Here is a 20,125-nt window from a genome sequence, read left to right on the forward strand (position 1 = left end):
CGGCGCCGCGGCGCCGGCGCGGGGGACGCGCGGCCGTGGTGGTCGTCGTCGTGCTGGTGCTGCTCGTGGTCGCGGCGGTGGTGGGCGACTCGCTCGCCCGCCGCGCCGTCGCGGACCGCGCCGCCGCGAGCCTCCGCGAGGCGCTCGCACTGCCCGCGGACCGGGCGGTGGACGTCGACGTCGCGGGCTGGGCCGTGCTCCCGCAGCTCGTCTCGGGGCGGCTGGACCGGCTCGACCTGCGCAGCTCGGACGTGACGTTCGGCGAGCTCGACGGCGACGTCGCCGCGACCCTGATCGGGGTGCCGGTGAGCGGCGTCGGAGCGGTCGAGTCCGGCAGCACGACGGTCGCGATCGACGCGGCCTCGGTCTCGCGGCTCGTCACCGAGCGCAGCACCGTTCCTGTCGACGAGGTGACTCTGGACGCTCCGCTCGTGCGCGTGACCGCCTCCGTCGAGGTGCTGGGCCTCCGGCTCGGCGCGGGCGTGGGGATGGAGCTCGCCGCCGTGGACGGCGCCATCCGGCTGACCCCGGCCGAGGTCTCCGCCGCCGGTGCGACCTTCTCGGCGACCGACTTCCGCGACCGCTTCGGCGCCGTCACCGGCGACCTGCTCGCTCCGTCCTCCGTGTGCATCGCGGACTCGGTGCCGCGCGGACTGACGCTGACCGGCGTCGAGGTCGCCGACGAGTCGCTGAACGCGAGCTTCGCGCTCTCTCCGACGTTCCTCAGCGACCCCGCGGAGCAGGAACCGGGCACGTGCGCCTGAGCCCGCGCGGCGCCGCCGCCCCGGACCGGTAGGATCGGAGCCCTGTGCCGGCGTCTTCCGCGGGCCGAACACTGACATCGCTGGCTTCAGGGGTCAATCCGGACCCGCTCGCCCCGCAGTGACGCTCCCACTCTCTCCTGTGAGGTCTCACCCGTGGACACCGTCGACGCCCGCGCCCGCGCCCCCCGGCATCCGCTCGCGCCTGAGTGGCTGCTCACGCCCGCCGACCCGAACGACCTGGCCGACGGCGTGTGGCCGGACAGTGCCGAGCGCGGCGAGGACGGCGGCATCCGGATCGCCGGAGTGCCCGTCGCCGAGCTGGTGCGCGAGCACGGCACTCCTCTCTACGTGGTGGACGAGGCCGACGCCCGCCGCCGGGCCGTCGAGATGCGTGAGGTCTTCGCCCGCGAGCTCGGCCGGATCGGCACCGGCGTCACGGTGTACTACGCGGGCAAGGCGTTCCTCTCGACCGAGGTCGCCCGCTGGATGCGCGACGAGGGGCTGAACCTCGACCTCTCCAGCGGCGGCGAGATGGCGGTGGCCCTCGCCGCCGGGATCGAGCCCGAGCGCTTCGGCCTCCACGGCAACAACAAGTCGCTCCGCGAGATCGACCGGGCCGTCGAGGTGGGCGCGGGCACGATCGTGCTCGACAGCCTCGTCGAGATCGAGCGCGTCGCAGCCGCGGCCGAGCGGCACGGCCGCGTGCAGGCGGTGCGCCTCCGCGTCAACAGCGGAGTGCACGCGCACACCCACGAGTTCCTCGCCACGGCGCACGAGGACCAGAAGTTCGGCCTCGCACTCGCCGACTGCCCGGCCGCGGTCGCCCGCATCCGCTCCTTCTCCTCCCTGCGGTTCCTCGGGCTGCACTGCCACATCGGATCCCAGATCTTCGGCTCCGCCGGGTTCGCGGAGTCGGCGTCGCGCCTGCTCGACGTCCACGCGGCACTGCTCACGGACGGCCCCGTGCCGGAGCTCAACCTCGGCGGCGGCTTCGGCATCGCCTACACCAGCGCCGACGACCCGACCCCGATCGCCGAGATAGCGGCCGCCGTCGCCGACGCGGTCGCCGAGCAGTGCGCCGCTCGTGGCGTCCCGGTGCCGCACATCGCGATCGAGCCCGGCCGTTCGCTGATCGGGCCCGCCGGCGTCACCCTCTACGAGGTGGGCACCGTGAAGGACGTGACGGTCGGCTCCGAGGGCTCGACCGCGGTGCGCCGCTACGTCAGCGTCGACGGCGGGATGAGCGACAACGCCCGTCCGGCGCTCTACGGCGCCGACTACACGGCGCGGATCGCCGACCGCTCCTCCTCGGCCGAGCCCGCCCTCGTGCGGGTGGCCGGGAAGCACTGCGAGTCGGGCGACATCGTCGTCCACGACGACTTCCTGCCCGCGGACGTGCGGCCGGGCGACCTGCTCGCCGTCGCCGCGACCGGCGCCTACTGCTGGTCGCTCGCCAGCAACTACAACTACCTCGGGCGCCCCCCGGTGGTCGCCGTCCGCGACGGGCGCTCGCGCGTCCTCGTGCGCGGCGAGACCGAGGAGGACCTCCTCCGCCGCGACGCCGGCATCGAACGAAAGGCCACCTCCCGATGATCGAGTACCGCAGCCTCCGCGTCGCCCTGCTGGGCGCCGGGTCCGTCGGTGCCCAGGTGGCGCGCCTCCTGCTCGACCACGGCGACGAGCTCGCCCAGCGCGTCGGGGCGCCGCTGGAGCTCGTGGGCGTGGCCGTCAGGGACGTGGACGCGCCCCGCACCGCCGACATCCCGAAGCACCTGCTCACCACCGACGCCGAGTCGCTGATCCTGGGCGCCGACATCGTGGTCGAGCTGATCGGCGGGCTCGAGCCCGCCCGCAGCCACATCCTCACGGCGATCTCGTCGGGCGCGGACGTGATCACGGCCAACAAGGCGCTGCTCGCCGCCCACGGCAACGAGCTCTTCGAGGCCGCCGACCAGGTGGGCGCCCAGCTCAACTACGAGGCGGCCGTCGCCGGCGCGATCCCGATCATCCGGCCGCTGCGCGACAGCCTCGCCGGCGACCGGATCCACCGCATCCTCGGCATCGTCAACGGCACGACCAACTACATCCTCGACCGGATGGACACCGAGCACGCGAGCCTCGAGGACGCGCTCGCCCGCGCGACCGAGCTCGGCTATGCCGAGTCCGACCCGACCGCCGACATCGAGGGCTACGACGCGGCGCAGAAGGCGGCCATCCTCGCCCGCCTCGCGTTCCACACCGACGTCCCGGTCACCCTGGTGCATCGCGAGGGGATCACCGGCATCACGAAGGCGCAGGTCGACCAGGCCCGCGACTCCGGCTACGTGATCAAGCTGCTCGCGATCTGCGAGCGGCTGACCGACGCCAAGACCGGCGTGGAGGGCGTGTCCGCGCGGGTCTACCCCGCGCTCGTGCACCGCTCCCACCCGCTCGCGGCCGTGCACGGGGCCAACAACGCGGTCTTCGTCGAGGCGGAGGCGGCCGGCGACCTGATGTTCTACGGCGCCGGCGCCGGCGGGATCGAGACGGCCTCCGCCGTCCTCGGCGACGTCGTCTCGGCCGCCCGCCGCCACGTCGTCGGCGGCCCCGGCCTGGTGACCAGCGCGAGCTCCGGGCTCGCGGTCCTCCCGATCGGCCACGTCACCACCCGGTACCAGGTCACCCTCGAGGTGCTCGACCGCCCCGGCGTGCTCGCGCAGATCGCGGGCGTCTTCGCCGACCACGGCGTCTCGGTCGAGACCCTGGTGCAGACCCCGCCCGGCGCCGACCCGCTGGAGGAGCAGGCCGGTGCGGAGCGGCGCGAGCCGACCGCTACCCTGGTCATCGGCACGCACGCCGCGGCGGAATCCGATCTGGCGGCCACCGTCACCGCCCTCCATTCGCATGGTTTCGTCGGCGCCGTGACGTCCGTTCTACGAGTTGAAGGAGCCTGAGATGGCCAAGCAGTGGCGCGGAGTCCTGCACGAGTACGCTGACCGCCTCGATGTCACCGAGGCGACCCCGGTCATCACTCTCGGCGAGGGCGGCACGCCGCTCATCCCCGCAGCGGCCCTCTCGGCGCGCACGGGCGCGAAGGTGTGGGTCAAGTACGAGGGCATGAACCCGACCGGCTCCTTCAAGGACCGCGGCATGACCATGGCGATCTCGAAGGCCGTCGAGCACGGCGCGAAGGCCGTCATCTGCGCCTCGACCGGCAACACCTCCGCGTCGGCCGCCGCCTACGCGACGCACGCCGGCATCACCGCGGCCGTCCTGGTGCCGGAGGGCAAGATCGCCCTGGGCAAGCTCAGCCAGGCGATCGCGCACAACGCGCAGCTGCTGCAGGTGCAGGGCAACTTCGACGACTGCCTCGACATCGCCCGCGACCTCGCGAAGAACTACCCGGTCCACCTGGTCAACTCGGTGAACCCGGACCGCATCGCCGGCCAGAAGACCGCGGCCTTCGAGGTCGTCGAGGTGCTGGGCGACGCGCCGGACTTCCACATCGTCCCGGTCGGTAACGCGGGCAACTACACCGCCTACTTCCGCGGCTACTCGGAGGAGCTGGAGCGCGGCGAGTCGACCCGCCTCCCGCGCATGTTCGGCTTCCAGGCCGAGGGCTCCGCTCCGATCGTGCACGGCGCCCCGGTCCGCCACCCCGAGACGATCGCCAGCGCGATCCGGATCGGCAACCCGGCCTCGTGGGAGCTCGCCCTGAACGCGCGCACCGTCAGCGACGGCTACTTCGGCGCGATCAGCGACGAGAAGATCCTCGAGGCGTACCGCATCCTCGCGGGCGAGGTCGGCGTCTTCGTCGAGCCGGCGTCGGCGATCAGCGTCGCGGGGCTCCTCGAGCGCGCCGAGGCCGGAGCGATCCCGAAGGACGCGACCGTCGTCCTGACGGTCACCGGCCACGGCCTCAAGGACCCGCAGTGGGCGCTCCGCACGGCCGACGGCGCGGACATCACGCCGACCGTCGTCCCGGTCGACACCGCCGCGATCGCGGACGTGCTGGGGCTGGCCGGCGCATGACCTCGGCGGTTCCCGTCGGCCGCACCGTCCACGTCAAGGTCCCCGCCACCTCGGCGAACCTGGGCCCCGGCTTCGACACGCTCGGCCTGGCGCTCTCGTTCTACGACGAGCTCGACGTGACGGCCGTCGCGGCCACGGGTGCGCGGGTCACCGTGCACGGAGTCGGCGAGGGCGAGGTGGCGACCGACGAGACGAACCTCGTCGTGCAGGCCATCGCGTACACGTTCGCCGACCAGCGGCAGGAGATGCCCGGCATCGAGGTGATCGCGCGCAACATCATCCCGCACGGCCGCGGGATGGGCTCGTCCGGCGCCGCGATCGTCTCCGGCATCATGGCCGCGAAGGGCCTGCTCGAGGGCGTCGTCGAGCTCGACTCTGACGACCTCCTCCGCATCGCGACCGAGATGGAGGGGCACCCCGACAACGTGGCGCCCGCGCTGTTCGGCGGCCTCACCATCGCCTGGGTCGAGCCGCACGCCTCCGGCGCCGACGACTCGCCGCTGCGCCCGCGCTCCAAGAAGCTCATGGTCCACCGCGGCGTGTCCCCGGTCGTCTTCGTGCCCGAGCACACCATGTCGACGCGGCTGGCCCGCTCGCTGCAGCCGCAGAGCGTGCCGCACGAGGACGCGGTGTTCAACGTCTCGCGCTCCTCGCTCCTGATCGCCGCCCTCATCCAGAGCCCGGAGCTGCTGTTCGCGGCGACCGAGGACAAGCTGCACCAGAACTACCGCGCGGCCGCCATGCCCGAGACCTCAGCGCTGATCGCGCTGCTGCGCTCGCACGGCTACGCCGCCGTCGTCTCGGGTGCCGGACCGAGCGTCCTGGTGCTCTGCAGCGACCCCGCCCAGCGACTCGCGGCCGCGGATCTGGTGGAGCGGGAGGCCCCCACGCCGTGGCGCGCGCACATGCTGGCCGTCGACTTCAAGGGTGCTACAGTGGGGACCGCATCCCGAGGAACCGCGTAACGAGCGGAATCTGTCCGACGGATCGTCCCGACAACCACGGCCATCACATCGTGTGAAGGGCGCCCCTGCTCCTCTTGCAGACCGGCGCCTGGTCTCCGGGCCCTCTCCTCGCTCTCTGCGGCAGTCGGTCCCGGCGGCCGAGAGCATCGCGTGGATCAGAACACGCGATGGCACCGCACGGTCGATGAGCTCTCCCGGTGAGCACTCGTTCCCGGGGGGAAGGAACCCTCTCCAGTGACAGACGTCAACACCCACGGCTCGACCGTGGACCTCACCGCCGACCTCTCGGGTCTGCGCGTCGCCGAGCTCCAGGCTCTCGCGACGCGGCTCGGCCTCGGCGGCGCCTCCAAGCTCCGCAAGGGCGAGCTGGTCCAGGCCATCTCGGATCTGCGCGCCGCCTCCGCCGAGGACGCGCCCGCCGCGATCGCCGACGCGGTCGCTCCGGACGACGCAGCGGTCGCCCCGGACGTCGACGCCACCGGCGTCGAGGCCGAGCCGGCCGATGTGGCCGAGCAGTCCGCTCCGCAGCCCGAGGCGCCGGCGGAGCTGCCGACGCCCGTCGAGAGCACCGAGGCCGACACGGCCGACGTCCTCGAGCAGGCCGCGCCCACCGTCGACGAGCCCTCCGCGACGGCCGCCGAGTCGGCCCCCGTCGAGCTCGAGCTCCCCGCGGCGGCCGAGCCGGTCGCCGAGCACGCCGAGCGCGCGCCCCGCCGACGCAGCTCGCGCCGCGCCTCCAGCGGCACCGTCGCCGCCGGCGAGCACCTCAACATCCCCGGCGGGACCGGCGTCGAGTCGCTGATCCCCGACCTCCCCGTCATCGAGCAGGACCGCGACGCCGACCAGGCTGCGAAGCCCGTCATCGACATCGAGCTGCCCAACGGGCCGGAGTCGGACGACTCCTCCCGCGAGGGCGGCCAGCGCGAGCGCCGCGGACGCCGCCGCAGCCGCGGGGGCGCCTCCGAGCAGAGCGAGCAGGCCGAGCAGGCGCCCGCCGAGAACGACGCCGACTCCTCCGACTCCGGCGACCAGCAGGAGCAGCAGGGCGGCGACCAGCAGCAGAACGGCGACCAGCAGGGCACCGGCCGCGGTCGCAACCGCCGCAACCGGAACCGCAACCGCGGGGACGACCGCCAGAACGACGCTCAGCAGAGCCCCGCCGCGCAGTCCCAGCCGCAGAACGGTCAGGGCGCGCGCGCCGCGCAGTCCGAGGGCCAGCAGGCTCCTCAGCAGAACGGCTCCGGACAGCCCCAGAACGGCCAGCAGGCCGAGGGCGAGGACGGCCGCCGCAGCCGCTACCGCGACCGCAAGCGCCGCGGCGGAGCGATCGGCGACGACTTCGAGCCCGAGATCGGCGAGGACGACGTCCTCATCCCGGTCGCCGGCATCCTCGACGTCCTCGACAACTACGCCTTCGTGCGCACCACCGGGTACCTGCCCGGCGTCAGCGACGTCTACGTCTCCCTCGGCCAGGTCAAGAAGTACAACCTGCGCAAGGGCGACGCGGTCGTCGGCGCCATCCGCCAGCCCCGCGAGGGCGAGGGCGGCGGCCGCCAGAAGTACAACGCGATCGTCCGCGTCGACTCGATCAACGGCCAGACCGTCGAGGAGGCCGCTGCGCGCGTCGAGTTCCAGAAGCTCACGCCGCTCTACCCGACCGAGCGCCTGCGCCTCGAGACCGAGCCCGGCAAGCTGACCCAGCGGATCATCGACCTGGTCGCCCCGATCGGCAAGGGACAGCGCGGCCTGATCGTCGCGCCGCCCAAGGCCGGCAAGACCATCGTCCTGCAGCAGATCGCCAACGCGATCGTGCAGAACAACCCCGAGGTCCACCTGATGGTCGTCCTGGTCGACGAGCGTCCGGAGGAGGTCACCGACATGCAGCGCACCGTCCGCGGCGAGGTCGTCGCCTCCACCTTCGACCGCCCGGCCGAGGACCACACGACCGTCGCCGAGCTCGCGATCGAGCGCGCCAAGCGCCTGGTCGAGCTGGGCCACGACGTGGTCGTGCTGCTCGACTCCATCACCCGTCTCGGCCGCGCCTACAACGTGACCGCTCCTCCCTCGGGCCGCGTGCTCTCGGGCGGCGTGGACGCCTCGGCGCTGTACCCGCCGAAGAAGTTCTTCGGCGCGGCGCGCAACATCGAGAACGGCGGCTCGCTCACCATCCTCGCGACGGCGCTCATCGAGACCGGCTCGAAGATGGACGAGGTGATCTTCGAGGAGTTCAAGGGCACCGGCAACATGGAGCTCCGCCTCTCCCGCCACCTCGCCGACAAGCGGATCTTCCCCGCCGTCGACGTGAACGCCTCCGGCACGCGCCGCGAGGAGATGCTGCTCAGCGCCGACGAGGTCAAGATCACCTGGAAGCTGCGCCGCGCCCTCGCCGGGCTCGACCAGCAGCAGGCGCTGGAGATCATCCTGTCGCGCCTGAAGGAGACCTCGTCCAACGTCGAGTTCCTCATGCAGGTCTCGAAGTCGGCCGTCGGCCCGGCCACCGCCGGCCACGGCAACGGCCACCACTAGCGCCCCGACGTCCGCGGTCGCCCCTGTCACCGGGGGCGGCCGCGGACGTTTTCGCGTCCCCGGGCGATGAGCCCGACCCCGACCACCTCTGGAAGCCAGGACCCCATGTTCGAATCCGTCAGCGTCCTCCTCGCCGAGCACGAGGACCTGCAGACGCAGCTCTCCGACCCGGCCCTCCACGCCGATGCCGCCCGCGCGAAGAAGGTCAACCGGCGCTACGCGGAGCTGAGCCAGATCAAGGCGGCCCACTCCGCCTGGATCCAGGCCGGCGAGGACCTCGAGGCCGCGCGCGAGCTCGCCCGCGAGGACGAGGCCTTCGCGGAGGAGGTCCCCGAGCTGGAGGAGTCGCTGCGGGTGGCGCAGGAGAAGCTGCGGCGCCTGCTCATCCCGCGCGACCCCGACGACGGCCGCGACGTCATCATGGAGATCAAGGGCGGCGAGGGCGGAGCCGAGAGCGCGCTGTTCGCGGCCGACCTCCTCCGGATGTACCTGCACTACGCCGAGGCGAAGGGCTGGAAGACGGAGATCCTCGACCGCGACGAGTCCGACCTCGGCGGCTACAAGAACGTGCAGGTCGCGATCAAGAGCAACGCCACCGATCCCTCGCAGGGCGTGTGGGCGCACCTCAAGTACGAGGGCGGCGTGCACCGGGTGCAGCGCGTCCCCGTGACCGAGTCGCAGGGGCGGATCCACACCTCCACCACGGGCGTGCTCGTGTTCCCCGAGGTGGACGCGCCCGAGGAGGTCGCGATCAATCAGAACGACCTGAAGATCGACGTCTACCGCTCCTCCGGTCCCGGCGGGCAGTCCGTCAACACGACCGACTCCGCCGTGCGGATCACCCACCTCCCGACCGGCATCGTCGTGTCGATGCAGAACGAGAAGAGCCAGCTGCAGAACCGCGAGGCGGGCATGCGCGTGCTGCGCGCCCGCATCCTGGCCCGCCAGCAGGAGGAGATCGCCGCGGCGGCCTCGGACGCGCGCAAGACGCAGATCCGCACGATGGACCGCTCCGAGCGGATCCGGACCTACAACTTCCCCGAGAACCGCATCGCCGACCACCGCACCGGCTACAAGGCGTACAACCTCGACGGCGTGATGAACGGCGCGCTCGACCCGGTGGTGGAGAGCGCCATCCAGGCCGACGAGGAGGCCCGCCTGGCCGACATCGGCTCCGAGGAGGCGTGACCCTCGTGACCACCGGCGTCGACGCGCGCACCCTCCTCGCGGACGCGGTCGCCCGCCTCGCCGCCGCCCGCGTCCCCACGCCGGACGTCGATGCGGAGCTGCTTCTCGGGCACCTGCTCGGGCTCGGCCGCGGCCGGCTGCAGGCGCGCCTCATCACGGGGCTGACCGTCGACGACGAGCACGCCGCGGCGTTCGCGAGCGCGATCGAGCGCCGGTCGGCTCGCGAGCCGCTGCAGCACATCACCGGGATCGCGCCGTTCCGCTCGCTCGAGCTCGCGGTCGGACCCGGCGTGTTCGTCCCGCGACCCGAGACCGAGGGCGTCGCGCAGATCGCGATCGACGCGCTCCGTGCGGTCGTCGACCCGGAGCCGATCGCCGTCGACCTCGGCACGGGCAGCGGAGCCCTGGCGCTCGCGCTCGCGCATGAGGTGCCGCACGCGCGCGTGATCGGCGTGGAGAACGCTCCCGAGGCGTTCATCTGGGCCCGCGGCAACCGCGAGCGGCTCGGGCTCGAGAACGCCCGCATCGTCTTCGACGACCTCGCCCGCGCGCTTCCCGAGCTGGACGGCACCGTCTCGGTCGTCGTCTCGAACCCGCCCTACATCCCGGCCGCCGCCGTCCCGCGCGATCCGGAGGTGCGCCTGTTCGACCCGCCCTCGGCGCTCTACGGCGGCGAGGACGGCCTGGACGTCGTCCGCTCGCTCTCGGCGACCGCCCTCCGCCTGCTCCGCTCCGGGGGAGTGCTGGTGATGGAGCACGGCGAGCTGCAGGGCGCCGAGATCCGCGCCCTGCTCACCGCCGACGGCTGGCGCGGAGCGACCACGCAGCGCGATCTCACCGGCCGCGACCGGGCGACGGTGGCGGTGCGCTGAGGCGTCGCGGAGCTCTGCTAGCCTCAGCGGCGATCCGGTGGCCGCACCGGGCAGGCAGGCTCGGGAGGCTCGCATCGCCGCTGCACGCGATCGGCCGCGCCATGGGCTCCGCCGCCCGCTGCTGATCGTCCTGGCCGTCGTGGTGGTCGCGGCCCTCGTCGTGGTGGCCGTGCGGCTCCTCGAGCGGAGCGACGGAACTGCTCCCGTGGCCTGCGCGCCGTCGTCCGTTTCCGCGTCGCCCGCGCCTGCCATCGGCTCGGTCGACGACTACCTGGGCGGCCGGTCCTACCTCCGCGGCGTGAACGTGTTCGACCTGCAGTCGCGCGTCGACGTCGGAGTCGACTGCACCGCCGGGAATCCGGCGGAGAGCTACGAGTTCCTGGCGGACCGCGGACTGACGCTGGTCCGGCTCGCGGTGCCCTGGTCGCTCCTGCAGCCGCGGGCCGACGGGGAGAGCACCGACGACGCTCTGGCGAAGGGGCTCGATCCGGCTGCGGTCTCGCTGCTCCGGACCGAGATCGCCGCCATCGGCGCCGCCGGCATGCGGGCCGTGCTCGACCTGCACAACAACGGCACGTATCCGGCGAGCCAGGGCGATCTGCCCGAGGGGACCGTCTGGTTCGGATCCGGGCTCTCGGTATCCCAGGCGCAGCGGGTCTGGACCCTGCTCGCGGCGGAGTTCCAGGACGACGGACGCATCGCCGCCTACGACCTCTTCAACGAGGTGAAGCGGTCGCTGGTCCCCGTCGAGACCTACAAGGCCTACACGGAGGCCGTGGTGTCGGCCGTCCGGGGGACCGGCGATCGGCACACGATCTGGGTCGAGGGGATGCGGGAGGCGACGACGGGCACGGTCGCTGCGATCGCACCCGACGGGCCGTGGATCCAGGACCCGCTGGACCGGATCGTGTACTCGCAGCACTTCTACCCCGGCGGCACAGGCACGACCCTGCGCTCGGACAAGCAGGGCGGCACCGACGAGCAGGTCTTCGTGGCGGCGGTGACGACCTTCGGGCAGTGGTGCCGGCGGTACGGGGTGCACTGCTCGGTCGGGGAGGTCGGCTGGCCCAGCGATCAGAGCCTCTCTCTCACCGCGGGCGGCGCGGGCTCCTGGACGGACGTCGGCGAAGCCTTCTACACGGCCGCCGACAGCTACGGCCTCGACGTGACCTACTTCGGCTCCACGAGGAAGTCGGACTGCGGCTGGCTGATGGCCTACTGCGGCGACGATCACGAGATCGACGACCCGCGCTCCCAGAGCTCCGTGATCGAGGCGCACCTCACGCGCTGAGCGCAGTTGTCCCCCTCGTGGGAGGGGGTCTCCTCGAATAAGCCTCACTCGCGCCACCCGCCGACGACCCCTTCCGACAATGGGGGCGCGGGGCTCTCCCCGCGCCCACGACCGCACGTCCGGGAGGCCCCCCTTGATCGGCGACCGAACCACTCACGAGAACCCGGGGCGTCCCGCCTCCCTCCTGCGTCGCGGTGTCCTCGCCGCCGGTGCGATCGGGGCGGTCGGCGCCTGGAGCGCCGCCGCAGCCCCCGCCGCCGAGGCCGCGGTCACGATCTCGCAGGGCGAGCTCGACCGGATCGCCGTGGTCGCCTCCGCCGCCCGCTTCTCGGGCATCGACGCGACCGGCGCGACGGACTCGAGCGCCGGCCTGCAGAAGGCGATGAACGCCGTCCCCGAGGGCGGCCTGCTGGTGATCCCGACCGGCACCTACCTCGTCGGGGCCTCGCTCTACCCGCGGCTCGCCAAGTCCCTGCGGGTGAGCGCGCACGGGGCGACCCTCGTCGCCACCTCGTCGAAGCCGATCTTCTCGGTCTCCGGGGCCTACGGCACCGTCCTCCCCGTCACCGCCGTGACGATCGCCGCTCCGGCCGGAGCCTCCGCCGTGTCGCAGCTGAGCGTCGGCGGCACACCGGACTGGGCTTCAGGCACGATCGTGAAGATCGTCTCGGACGACCCGATCCCGGAGCGCCGGCCGGGGGACGGCGTCGTCGAGTCCCGCCTGGGCGAGTTCGCGGTCGTGCGCTCCTCCTCCGGATCGACGGTGGTGCTGGGCGGAGTGCTCCGCGAGACGTACAGCACCAACATCCGGGTCGCGCAGATCTCGGACCAGACCTTCTCGATCGAGGGAGGCACCCTGATGGTCGCGGCCGCGCGGGCGACCGCGTCGAACGAGCCCCTCGTCTACTTCTCCCGCCTGCGCTATCCGCAGCTGCGCTCGGTGACGGTCACCCGCGCCTCGGGGCCGGTCTTCCGCTTCACCTCCTGCTACGGGTACCTCGTCGAGGACGCGGTCGTGCGGTTCGCGACCGACGACGCGGGCTCGTCGATCCTCGGGTACGGCGTCTCCGACGTCGGGAGCAGCTTCGGCCAGGTCGACCGCGGCGTGTACTCGCATGTGCGCCACTCCTACTCCGACGACACCAACCGCGTCGCGGCCAACAGCGATCTCTCCGGCTACGGCCGCACCTACGGCACGGTCGTCTCGGGAGTGAACGCACTGATGACCACCTCGAGCGCCTTCGACACGCACCACTGCTCGGAGGGAGTGGCCTTCATCGGCTGCACGGCCACCTCCGGCATCGGCCAGGGCAGCCAGGGGCAGTCCGGGTACCAGCTGCGGGGGATCGGGCACCGGGTCGTGGACTGCACGGCCCGCTTCGTCGAGAACGGCGTGATCGTGCAGGACGAGGCCAAGGGCGGGGACTCGCGCTCGCATCAGATCAACGGATTCCGCGCGTTCGACGCCCGGGGAGCCGCGGTGCGCGTCGTCCGTCGACCCGCCGGGCACCCGAGCGCCGGCGTCTTCGACCCCTCGCCGACCGTGACGGCCTCGGACATCTACGCCGAGCGAACCGGAGCGCTGCTGGTCAGCTACAACGCCTCGGTCGTGCTGGCCGGAGGCGTGTTCCGCGCGGGCGCGAGCAATCCCGGCACAGGCGATTACCACGGCATCTACTCCGAGAACAGCCTGCTGCGGATCCGCGACACCATCCTCGACTTCGAGGCCAACACCTCCGGCACGCCCCGGCCCATCGGCTCGGGCAGCACAGCGGGCGCGGTCCCGGGTCAGCAGCGCACGGAGATCGACGGACTGGAGGTGCGCAGCACGCCCGACGTGGTCGCCCGCACCTGGGGCGTCTTCAGCGGAACGGATCACCTGGTGCGCGCCCGCAATGTGCGGTTCAGCTACCCGTTCCGCTACATGCCGGGGGAGAACCTGTCGCCCCAGTCGTCCATCGAGTGGCGGTGCGACGTGCCCGCCGACGGAGGGACCGAGGTCGCCACGTCCGGCGTCTTCGTCTGGGGCAACAACGAGGTCACGACGACCCAGAAGCGCCTGCCGCTCTCACCCGACCCGGTGATCATGGTGCGACTGGTGTCCACGAACACGCTCACGATGGCGGCCCTGCCTTCGGGCTCCGTCTTCGGTCAGCGGCTGCACCTGCTGCACGCCGGGGCGCGTCCGGTCACCGTGCGCCACGGTGCGGCGGGCGGTACCGCGCTCACCGGTGGTCAGGACGTCGCCGTCGATCCGGGCGGGCAGCTGCTGCTGTTCTGGGACGGCGGTGCCTGGCGGCAGTCGGTCTAGCCGTCCGGCTGCACGGTCGGCCGGCGTCCGATCGTGCGCCGCGTCAGCGGGGGAGGTGCTGCCGGCGCCGCTTCGGCGATTCGGCCTTCGACGGCGGCACCGGAGGCGTCTTCGCGCGACGGGCCGCGATGGCCACGGCGAAGACCAGCGGCCAGAGCGCGAGGGGCACGCCGGGGTTCGAGAAGTGGCTGTGGATGGTGGAGATCACCACGAGCACGACCAGCAGGATCGCGACCGGGAACACGGCCGCGGCTCCGAGCATCCGGCGGGAGCGGAGCACGACGGCGAACGCGACCAGCAGCAGGATGACCTCGGGGAGGAGACCGAGGACCCCGCTCGCGATCAGCGTGCGCATCCACTCGGACTCGGGCGACACCCACACCAGCGAGGACGGCCGCACGGGCCAGCCCTTGTCGACGGCCGAGTAGACCTGGGTGCCCCAGCCGCTGAGCGGACGCTCCGCGATGGCGGGGAGGGTCTCCGTCACCCAGATGTTGACTCGGTAGCCGATGGTCTGCGGCAGCCAGGAGTACTGGGCGATCGCGTACTGCGACTGCCCGGACTGCTGCTCCAGGCGTGCGGCGATGCTCTGCCCGAGCACGAGCCATCCGGCCACCAGCACGGCCACCCCCGAGAGCACCAGGACGGGGCGGGCCTTCAGCCGCAGGGCCGTGAGAGCCAGGATGACCGCTGCGGCGCCGATCGTCGCGAAGGTCAGCGTCGTGACGGCGCCCGCGAAGAGCACGGTGAGGGCCGCGACCGGCCAGGGGGCGAGCTTCGTGCCCGTGGAGCTGATGATCAGGTCGACACAGGACGCCGCGATCACGCAGGCGAGGTACCCGCCGAGAGCGGTCCAGTGGCCGATCGTCGACGTGCCCCGGATGTCCCAGCCGCTCGAGAGCCGCTCGGCGAGACCGCCGGAGCTCGTGATCTGCACCAGCACCTCGTTGACGCCGGGCACGCGCAGCAGCTGCGCGATCGCGATCAGCGCGACGAGCACGCCCGGTGCGCTGAACCCCCGGAGGAACGGCGCCAGGTCCGACGGAGCGCGGACGACCATCCGGACCGGGAAAGTGGCCGCATAAGCGACACCGACAGTGAGGAGCACGCCGATGAAAGGCGAATGCCTCAACTCGCCCGAATTCACGAGCTCGAGCATTCCCCAGGCGATGAGGAGAAGAAGGAAGGAGTAGTCGAGAGAAGTCAGTCTCACTCGGGCGAGAGGAGCCCTGTCCTTCCAGAGGAGTGCCGTGAGGAAGGACAGCCCCACGAGCAGCATGCTCACTCCCTGGAAAGGGCCGAGAGCGTTGACCTGGACTCCGACGAGTCCTGCCGCGGAGCCCAGGAGCACGCCCACCAGAAGCGGCCGTCTCGCTCGTCGAGGATCGCTCGAGGGCATTCCGCGTCGCGCGACTCTCTGCCGCCCGTTGGGGGGGACAAGCGCTGATCGATTGTTCGAGATGGGATCGTCTTCCGTCGAGAGCGCGGGCGCCGCTCGCTAGCGGGGATATCACGCGGTGAGGCAGATGTGCCGAGTGCCGTTAGTCTAGGTCGGCGTCGTGATTCTCGCATGCCGCAGGACGAGGAGAGCATACTTCTGTGCCGAAGATCGACGTGGTCCACTGGAATCCCGCACAGCCGATCAGTCGCGCCCCCTGGGCCCGATTCGTGCCGATCCGCAGGAGAGTCGACAACTTCGGCGATCTGCTCGGCCCGATGATCGTGGAGCGGATCCTGCAGCGCGAGGGGATCTCACCCGGCTCCGCACCCGAGCGCCGCCGACTGCTCGCCGTGGGGTCGATCCTCAAGCTCGCCCGCGACGGGGACACCCTGTGGGGCATCGGGGCGAACGGCAAGTCGCTGGACGCACGGTTCGACTTCACCGACCTCGACGTCCGGGCCGTCCGCGGTCCTCTGACCCGCGGTTTCCTCCGTGCCCGGGGCATCGCCGTCCCCGAGGTCTACGGCGACCCGGGTCTGCTCGTCGGCACCCTCTGGGGTCGTGACGAGCTGCGCCGCGGCACTCCCGACCGCCGGGTGACCGTCCTCCCCAACTTGAACGATCTTCGTCGGATGCGCGCCGACGGGACCGCTCCGCGGGCGGAGGACGGCCTCGTCGAGCCGACGCGCCCCGTCCTCGAGGTGCTGGGCGCGATCGCGGCGAGCGACCTCGTCGTCGGTTCGTCCCTGCATGCGATCGTCGTGGCGGAGTCGCTGGGTATCCCGGCTCGGCTGGTGGCCTCGGCGAGCGAGCCCGACTTCAAGTACCGGGACTACTACGAGGGCTCCGGACGCGCGGGCTTCACTCCGGCCGCGACCGTCGCCGAGGCGATCCAGGCGGGGGGCGAGCCGCCCCTGGACTGGCGTCCGGACGCGCTGCTCGAGGCCTTCCCGCGCGATCTCTGGGGGAGCGTCGTCGAGGCTGCGCGGTGACGATCGCCGGTGACGCCGCCCGCGGCGCCGCTGCCACGCTCGGTGGGCAGTGGATCCGCTTCGTCCTGCAGCTGGGCGCGCTCGCGGTCCTCGCGCGGCTTCTGAGCCCGGACGACTACGGAGTGGTCTCCATGGTGCTGGCCATCGCCGGAGTCGCGACGCTCCTGGGCGACTTCGGCCTCTCCATGGCGTCGATCCAGTCCAGCGACGTGACCGACGCCCAGCGCAACAACCTGCTCTGGATCAACGTCCTCCTCGGGCTGGTGCTGGGCGGGATCGTGTTCCTGCTCGCGGTACCGATCGCGGCGTTCTACGGGCGCGACGAGCTCGTCCCGGTCTGCCAGGCGCTGTCCGCGGTGTTCGTGGTCAACTCCGTCACGGCCCAGTTCAAGGCCGAGGTCTCCCGCCGCTTCCGGTTCCGCTGGCTCGCCGCCTCCGATGTGCTCGCGCAGCTCGTCGCCTCCACGGGCGCGGTCCTGCTCGCGCTGTCGGGAGCGGGCTACTGGGCCCTCGTCGCCCAGCAGCTGCTGGTCGCGGTCACGACCCTGGTCGTCCTGGTGATCGGTGCCGGCTGGCTGCCCGGCCTGCCCTCGCGCACGCAGGGCATGCGTGCGTTCCTCGGCTTCGGCGCGAACACGGTCGGGGTGCAGCTGGTCAACTACATCAGCGGCAACGCCGACAGCGTACTGATCGGTCGGGTCTGGGGAGCCGGCGCGCTGGGCGTCTATGACCGCGCCTACCAGATCTTCCGGATGCCGCTCCAGCAGATCGCCGCGCCCATGACCAGGGTCGCCTTCCCCGTGCTCTCGCGGATGAAGGACAGCCCGGAGTTCGAGCGGTACGTGCAGCGGGCCCAGCTCGTGCTCGCCTACGTCATGGGAGGAGTCTTCTTCGCGGCAGCCGCGCTCGCCGACCCGATCATCGAGATCGCGCTCGGCCCCGGCTGGGACGAGTCGAAGACGATCTTCCGGATCCTCGCGATCGGCGGCGTCTTCCAGGCGCTGGGGTTCGTCTACTACTGGGTGTTCCTGGCGAAGGCGCTGACCGGGCTCCAGCTGCGGTTCAGCATCGTCTCGCGCTCGCTCATGGTCGTCTTCATGGCGATCGGAGTGGTGTGGGGGCCGATCGGCGTCGCGATCGGCAGCACCGCCGGCCTCGTCCTGAACTGGGTGGTGCTCTCGTTCTTCGCCGTGCCGCGCGCCGGCATCGACGTGAGGGCGCTCCTCCTGCAGGCCTGCCGTCCGCTCGCGCTCGGGGTCGCGATCGTCGTCGTCTCGTTGCCCGCGCTGGCGCTGACCGCCGGGCTCGGCGCCCTGGGCCAGCTGCTGATCGTGGGCGCGATCGACCTGGCGATCGCCGGGCTCGCCGTCCTCCTCCTCCGGGCCTACCGGGAGGACGCGCGGCTCCTCCAGCGGACCGTCCTGGCGATCCGCCGACGCTGAGGTCGCGGTGGGCGCCCGGCCCGGGCGCCCCGGCGGTCAGAGGGTCAGCGACCTGCGGAGCCCGGCGAGGCGCTCCCGCCCGACAGCGAGGTCGGCCAGGAGCCGGTCCCTCTGACCGAGCAGTGCCTGCGCCCGCTCCACGGCGTCGGTCTCGCCGGTGACGTCCTTCTCAGCGAAGGCCACCGGCAGGGTCGTGACTGCGGCGAACGTGCGGCGCACCTTCTCCGGGTCGCTCGTGGTGAAGCCGATCGGGACGGCGCCCTCGGTCATCCCGAGGATGAGGGCGTGGATCCGGTCGCTGACGACCGCGGCGCAGTCGCGGTAGAGCTCGCGCACCCGCTCCTCGTGGTCGGCGTGCGAGACGGAGGCGTCCCAGCCCAGGACGGTGCCGTCCAGGTCACGGGCGAGCTCGGCGCAGCGCTGCTCGTCCTCCTGCATCTGATCGACGACGACGATGCGGGCGTCGAGCGAGCGGGCGAGTGCGCGCACCGTCCCGAGCCAGACCGCGGTCGGGGCCGGACGGTCGCCCCTCAGCGCGACGGCGATCGTGCGGCGCTGATCCGCGGGACGGAACCGCTCGGGCGCGCTGCCGAGCGCGAAGGCCCAGTCCGGAGCGACGGTACCGACGCCCAGATCGGCGCGGCTGTCGGGGTCGCGCCAGCTGGTCGTCCCGGTCAGGGAGAGCATGCGTCGGAACCACCGGCGGGGGAGGGATCCCTGGTCCCGCCGCAGCGCGATGCCGAGGGCGACGGGGCGGCCGCCGCCGAGGCGCGAGCGGGTCAGCAGCGCCGTCTGCCAGGCGGAGTTGACGAGGAAGCGGCGATCGAGGACCCATTCGCCCGCGTTCAGCGCGAAGCCCATGCGGGAGCCGCGCGGGCCGACGGCGAGGGCGGCGCGGAGCCAGCTCGAGCGGGAGTGGTAGATCACGTCCTCCGTGGACAGGCCCAGTCCCGAGATGTACGCGGAGTGGGTGCCGGCGTAGACGTGCAGCTGTCCCTGGTCTCGCAGTGCGTCGAGGTACGCCCGGCGGAGCACCGAGTCGCCCAGGTTCTCCTTCTGGCCGCTCGGGTTGACGAAGATGCGGGTGCTCATGAGGTCCCTCTTGTTCGGCGGGCACGAGCGACGGGGGCGTCGACCGCGAGGTGGTAGGCGCGGGCGTAGGACGCGCCGACGGCGCTCCAGTCGCGTCCCGCGAGGACGGGTCCCGACGCGGGGAGATCGGCGGTCGCGCGGACGGCGGCGAGCAGGTCGTCGCGGTCGATCCCGCCGTCGAACATGCGCACCCACTCCTGCCCGACTTCGTCGGCGAGCAGGACGTTCGCCGGGGTGCGCGGCACGAGGACGGGGCGGCCGAGCGACAGCGCGACCAGCAGGATGCCCGAGTTGTGCATCTCGGTGTAGGGGAGGACCACCAGCTGCGACGAGGTCATCTCGGCGACCATCTCCTCGTCCGGCACGAAGCCGAAGCGCGTCGCGACCCGGGCGTCGAGGGAAGCGGCCCGGGCGATCCGCTCGGCGAGGGCGGCGGGCGCCTTGCCGACGACGCCGAGGACGAGCTCCGGATCGTCCAGCTCCCGGAAGACCTCGACCAGGCGCTCGACGTTCTTGTAGGGCTCGATGCGGCCGAAGTACAGCAGGCGTCCCGGCTGCATCGGGGCGCTGTGCTCGAGCGGGAGCACCTCCCGGTAGTGGCCGTGCGGGATGAGGACGGAGCGTGCACTCCGCGGCACCGGCGTCACCCCCGTCAGGGTCACGAAGAGGTCCGTGCGCCGCTCGAGAGCAGACAGGAGCATCGTCTCGATGCGACCCCCGGGGGCGTGCGGCTCGAGGTTGTGCAGAGTGCGGACCACTTTTCCCCGAGAAAGCGACGATCGAGCGAGAAAGAGCGCGAACAATGCCGTCCGCGCCGCGGCTATCGGCTTCGATCTCCCTCTCATCAGGAATTCCGGCCAGTGGACGTGGAAGACGTCCCATCTGCCGATCAAAGCCTTTCTCCAGGAGAAGAAGGAGAAGTCGATCTCCTCGGGAGCGAAGCGCGTCACCTGGTCGACGAATCGTGTGGTTCCGTCCGGCGGAGCGACGGAGAGGAGGACTCGGACGGTATTCCTCTTCGGGGCCGGATCGGTCACGCGTCATTCCCTTTCGAAGTGTTCAGGATATGGAGTCCCATTCGGGAATCCGACGATTGTCGGTCGGACGAACGGGTGTCATGCCCTCGTCCCGCACTGTCTGTAATACTCGACGAACCGAGGTGAAGACTAATCGAACGGGTTCGCGGGCGAGGTGAACGATTCTCGCCGTCATGACCCCCCAATGGGTAGC

The 20,125-nt window shown here is 72.0% G+C and carries 15 protein-coding genes; 12 read left to right on the forward strand and 3 right to left on the reverse strand.

What is annotated here, in order from left to right:
- The first annotated feature begins 35 nt into the window (after window positions 1–35).
- The 10 genes from C5C27_RS01095 (at window position 36) to C5C27_RS01140 (ending at window position 13,928) form a co-directional block, all read left to right on the forward strand.
- Window positions 36–764: an LmeA family phospholipid-binding protein gene (locus C5C27_RS01095; protein WP_181133405.1), complete on the forward strand. Its 729-nt coding sequence runs from the start codon at window positions 36–38 to the stop codon at window positions 762–764.
- A gap of 153 nt (window positions 765–917) precedes the next feature.
- Window positions 918–2,357 (forward strand): diaminopimelate decarboxylase, encoded by a 1,440-nt coding sequence (lysA, locus tag C5C27_RS01100; RefSeq protein WP_104313239.1) that lies wholly within the window; start codon window positions 918–920, stop codon window positions 2,355–2,357.
- A complete protein-coding gene (locus tag C5C27_RS01105; RefSeq protein WP_104313240.1) occupies window positions 2,354–3,697 on the forward strand; it encodes a homoserine dehydrogenase in 1,344 nt (447 codons plus the stop codon). Before lysA ends, C5C27_RS01105 begins: the two co-directional genes overlap by 4 nt.
- A gap of 1 nt (window position 3,698) precedes the next feature.
- On the forward strand, window positions 3,699–4,775 hold the full coding sequence (thrC, locus tag C5C27_RS01110; protein ID WP_104223003.1) for a threonine synthase: 1,077 nt from the start codon (window positions 3,699–3,701) through the stop codon (window positions 4,773–4,775).
- The gene (gene thrB / locus C5C27_RS01115; protein ID WP_104223004.1) at window positions 4,772–5,740 is read left to right on the forward strand and encodes a homoserine kinase; all 969 of its coding nucleotides are present in this window, start codon (window positions 4,772–4,774) and stop codon (window positions 5,738–5,740) included. Before thrC ends, thrB begins: the two co-directional genes overlap by 4 nt.
- A 234-nt stretch (window positions 5,741–5,974) precedes the next feature.
- Window positions 5,975–8,266 (forward strand): transcription termination factor Rho, encoded by a 2,292-nt coding sequence (gene rho / locus C5C27_RS01120; RefSeq protein ID WP_104313242.1) that lies wholly within the window; start codon window positions 5,975–5,977, stop codon window positions 8,264–8,266.
- A gap of 105 nt (window positions 8,267–8,371) precedes the next feature.
- Window positions 8,372–9,454: a peptide chain release factor 1 gene (gene prfA / locus C5C27_RS01125; RefSeq protein ID WP_104232724.1), complete on the forward strand. Its 1,083-nt coding sequence runs from the start codon at window positions 8,372–8,374 to the stop codon at window positions 9,452–9,454.
- Complete coding sequence (gene prmC / locus C5C27_RS01130) at window positions 9,451–10,326, forward strand: peptide chain release factor N(5)-glutamine methyltransferase (protein ID WP_104232723.1); 876 nt, start codon at window positions 9,451–9,453, stop codon at window positions 10,324–10,326. Before prfA ends, prmC begins: the two co-directional genes overlap by 4 nt.
- Window positions 10,327–10,465: 139 nt before the next feature.
- Complete coding sequence (locus C5C27_RS01135; RefSeq protein WP_181133406.1) at window positions 10,466–11,617, forward strand: glycoside hydrolase family 5 protein; 1,152 nt, start codon at window positions 10,466–10,468, stop codon at window positions 11,615–11,617.
- Window positions 11,618–11,750: 133 nt separating this feature from the next.
- Entirely contained in the window at window positions 11,751–13,928 is a 2,178-nt protein-coding gene (locus tag C5C27_RS01140) for a hypothetical protein (RefSeq protein WP_104313245.1), read from the forward strand.
- Between the two features lie 43 nt (window positions 13,929–13,971).
- Here the strand turns inward: C5C27_RS01140 and C5C27_RS01145 are convergent, their stop codons facing one another.
- Entirely contained in the window at window positions 13,972–15,285 is a 1,314-nt protein-coding gene (locus C5C27_RS01145) for an O-antigen ligase (RefSeq protein WP_181133407.1), read from the reverse strand.
- 242 nt (window positions 15,286–15,527) lie between these two features.
- Here C5C27_RS01145 and C5C27_RS01150 point away from each other — a divergent pair, with 242 nt between their 5' ends.
- Both C5C27_RS01150 and C5C27_RS01155 read left to right on the forward strand, forming a co-directional pair.
- On the forward strand, window positions 15,528–16,361 hold the full coding sequence (locus C5C27_RS01150) for a polysaccharide pyruvyl transferase family protein (RefSeq protein ID WP_104313247.1): 834 nt from the start codon (window positions 15,528–15,530) through the stop codon (window positions 16,359–16,361).
- Complete coding sequence (locus C5C27_RS01155; protein ID WP_159939247.1) at window positions 16,358–17,803, forward strand: lipopolysaccharide biosynthesis protein; 1,446 nt, start codon at window positions 16,358–16,360, stop codon at window positions 17,801–17,803. The genes C5C27_RS01150 and C5C27_RS01155 overlap by 4 nt, the downstream gene beginning before the upstream one ends.
- Window positions 17,804–17,839: 36 nt before the next feature.
- On the opposite strand, the gene C5C27_RS01160 is transcribed toward C5C27_RS01155, so the two are convergent.
- Window positions 17,840–18,895: a polysaccharide pyruvyl transferase family protein gene (locus C5C27_RS01160; RefSeq protein WP_104313250.1), complete on the reverse strand. Its 1,056-nt coding sequence runs from the start codon at window positions 18,893–18,895 to the stop codon at window positions 17,840–17,842.
- Entirely contained in the window at window positions 18,892–19,653 is a 762-nt protein-coding gene (locus tag C5C27_RS01165) for a glycosyltransferase (protein ID WP_219813122.1), read from the reverse strand. Before C5C27_RS01165 ends, C5C27_RS01160 begins: the two co-directional genes overlap by 4 nt.
- Window positions 19,654–20,125: the final 472 nt, after the last annotated feature.

It is taken from the genome of Rathayibacter sp. AY2B7 (genome assembly GCF_002931635.1).
GTDB lineage: Bacteria > Actinomycetota > Actinomycetes > Actinomycetales > Microbacteriaceae > Rathayibacter.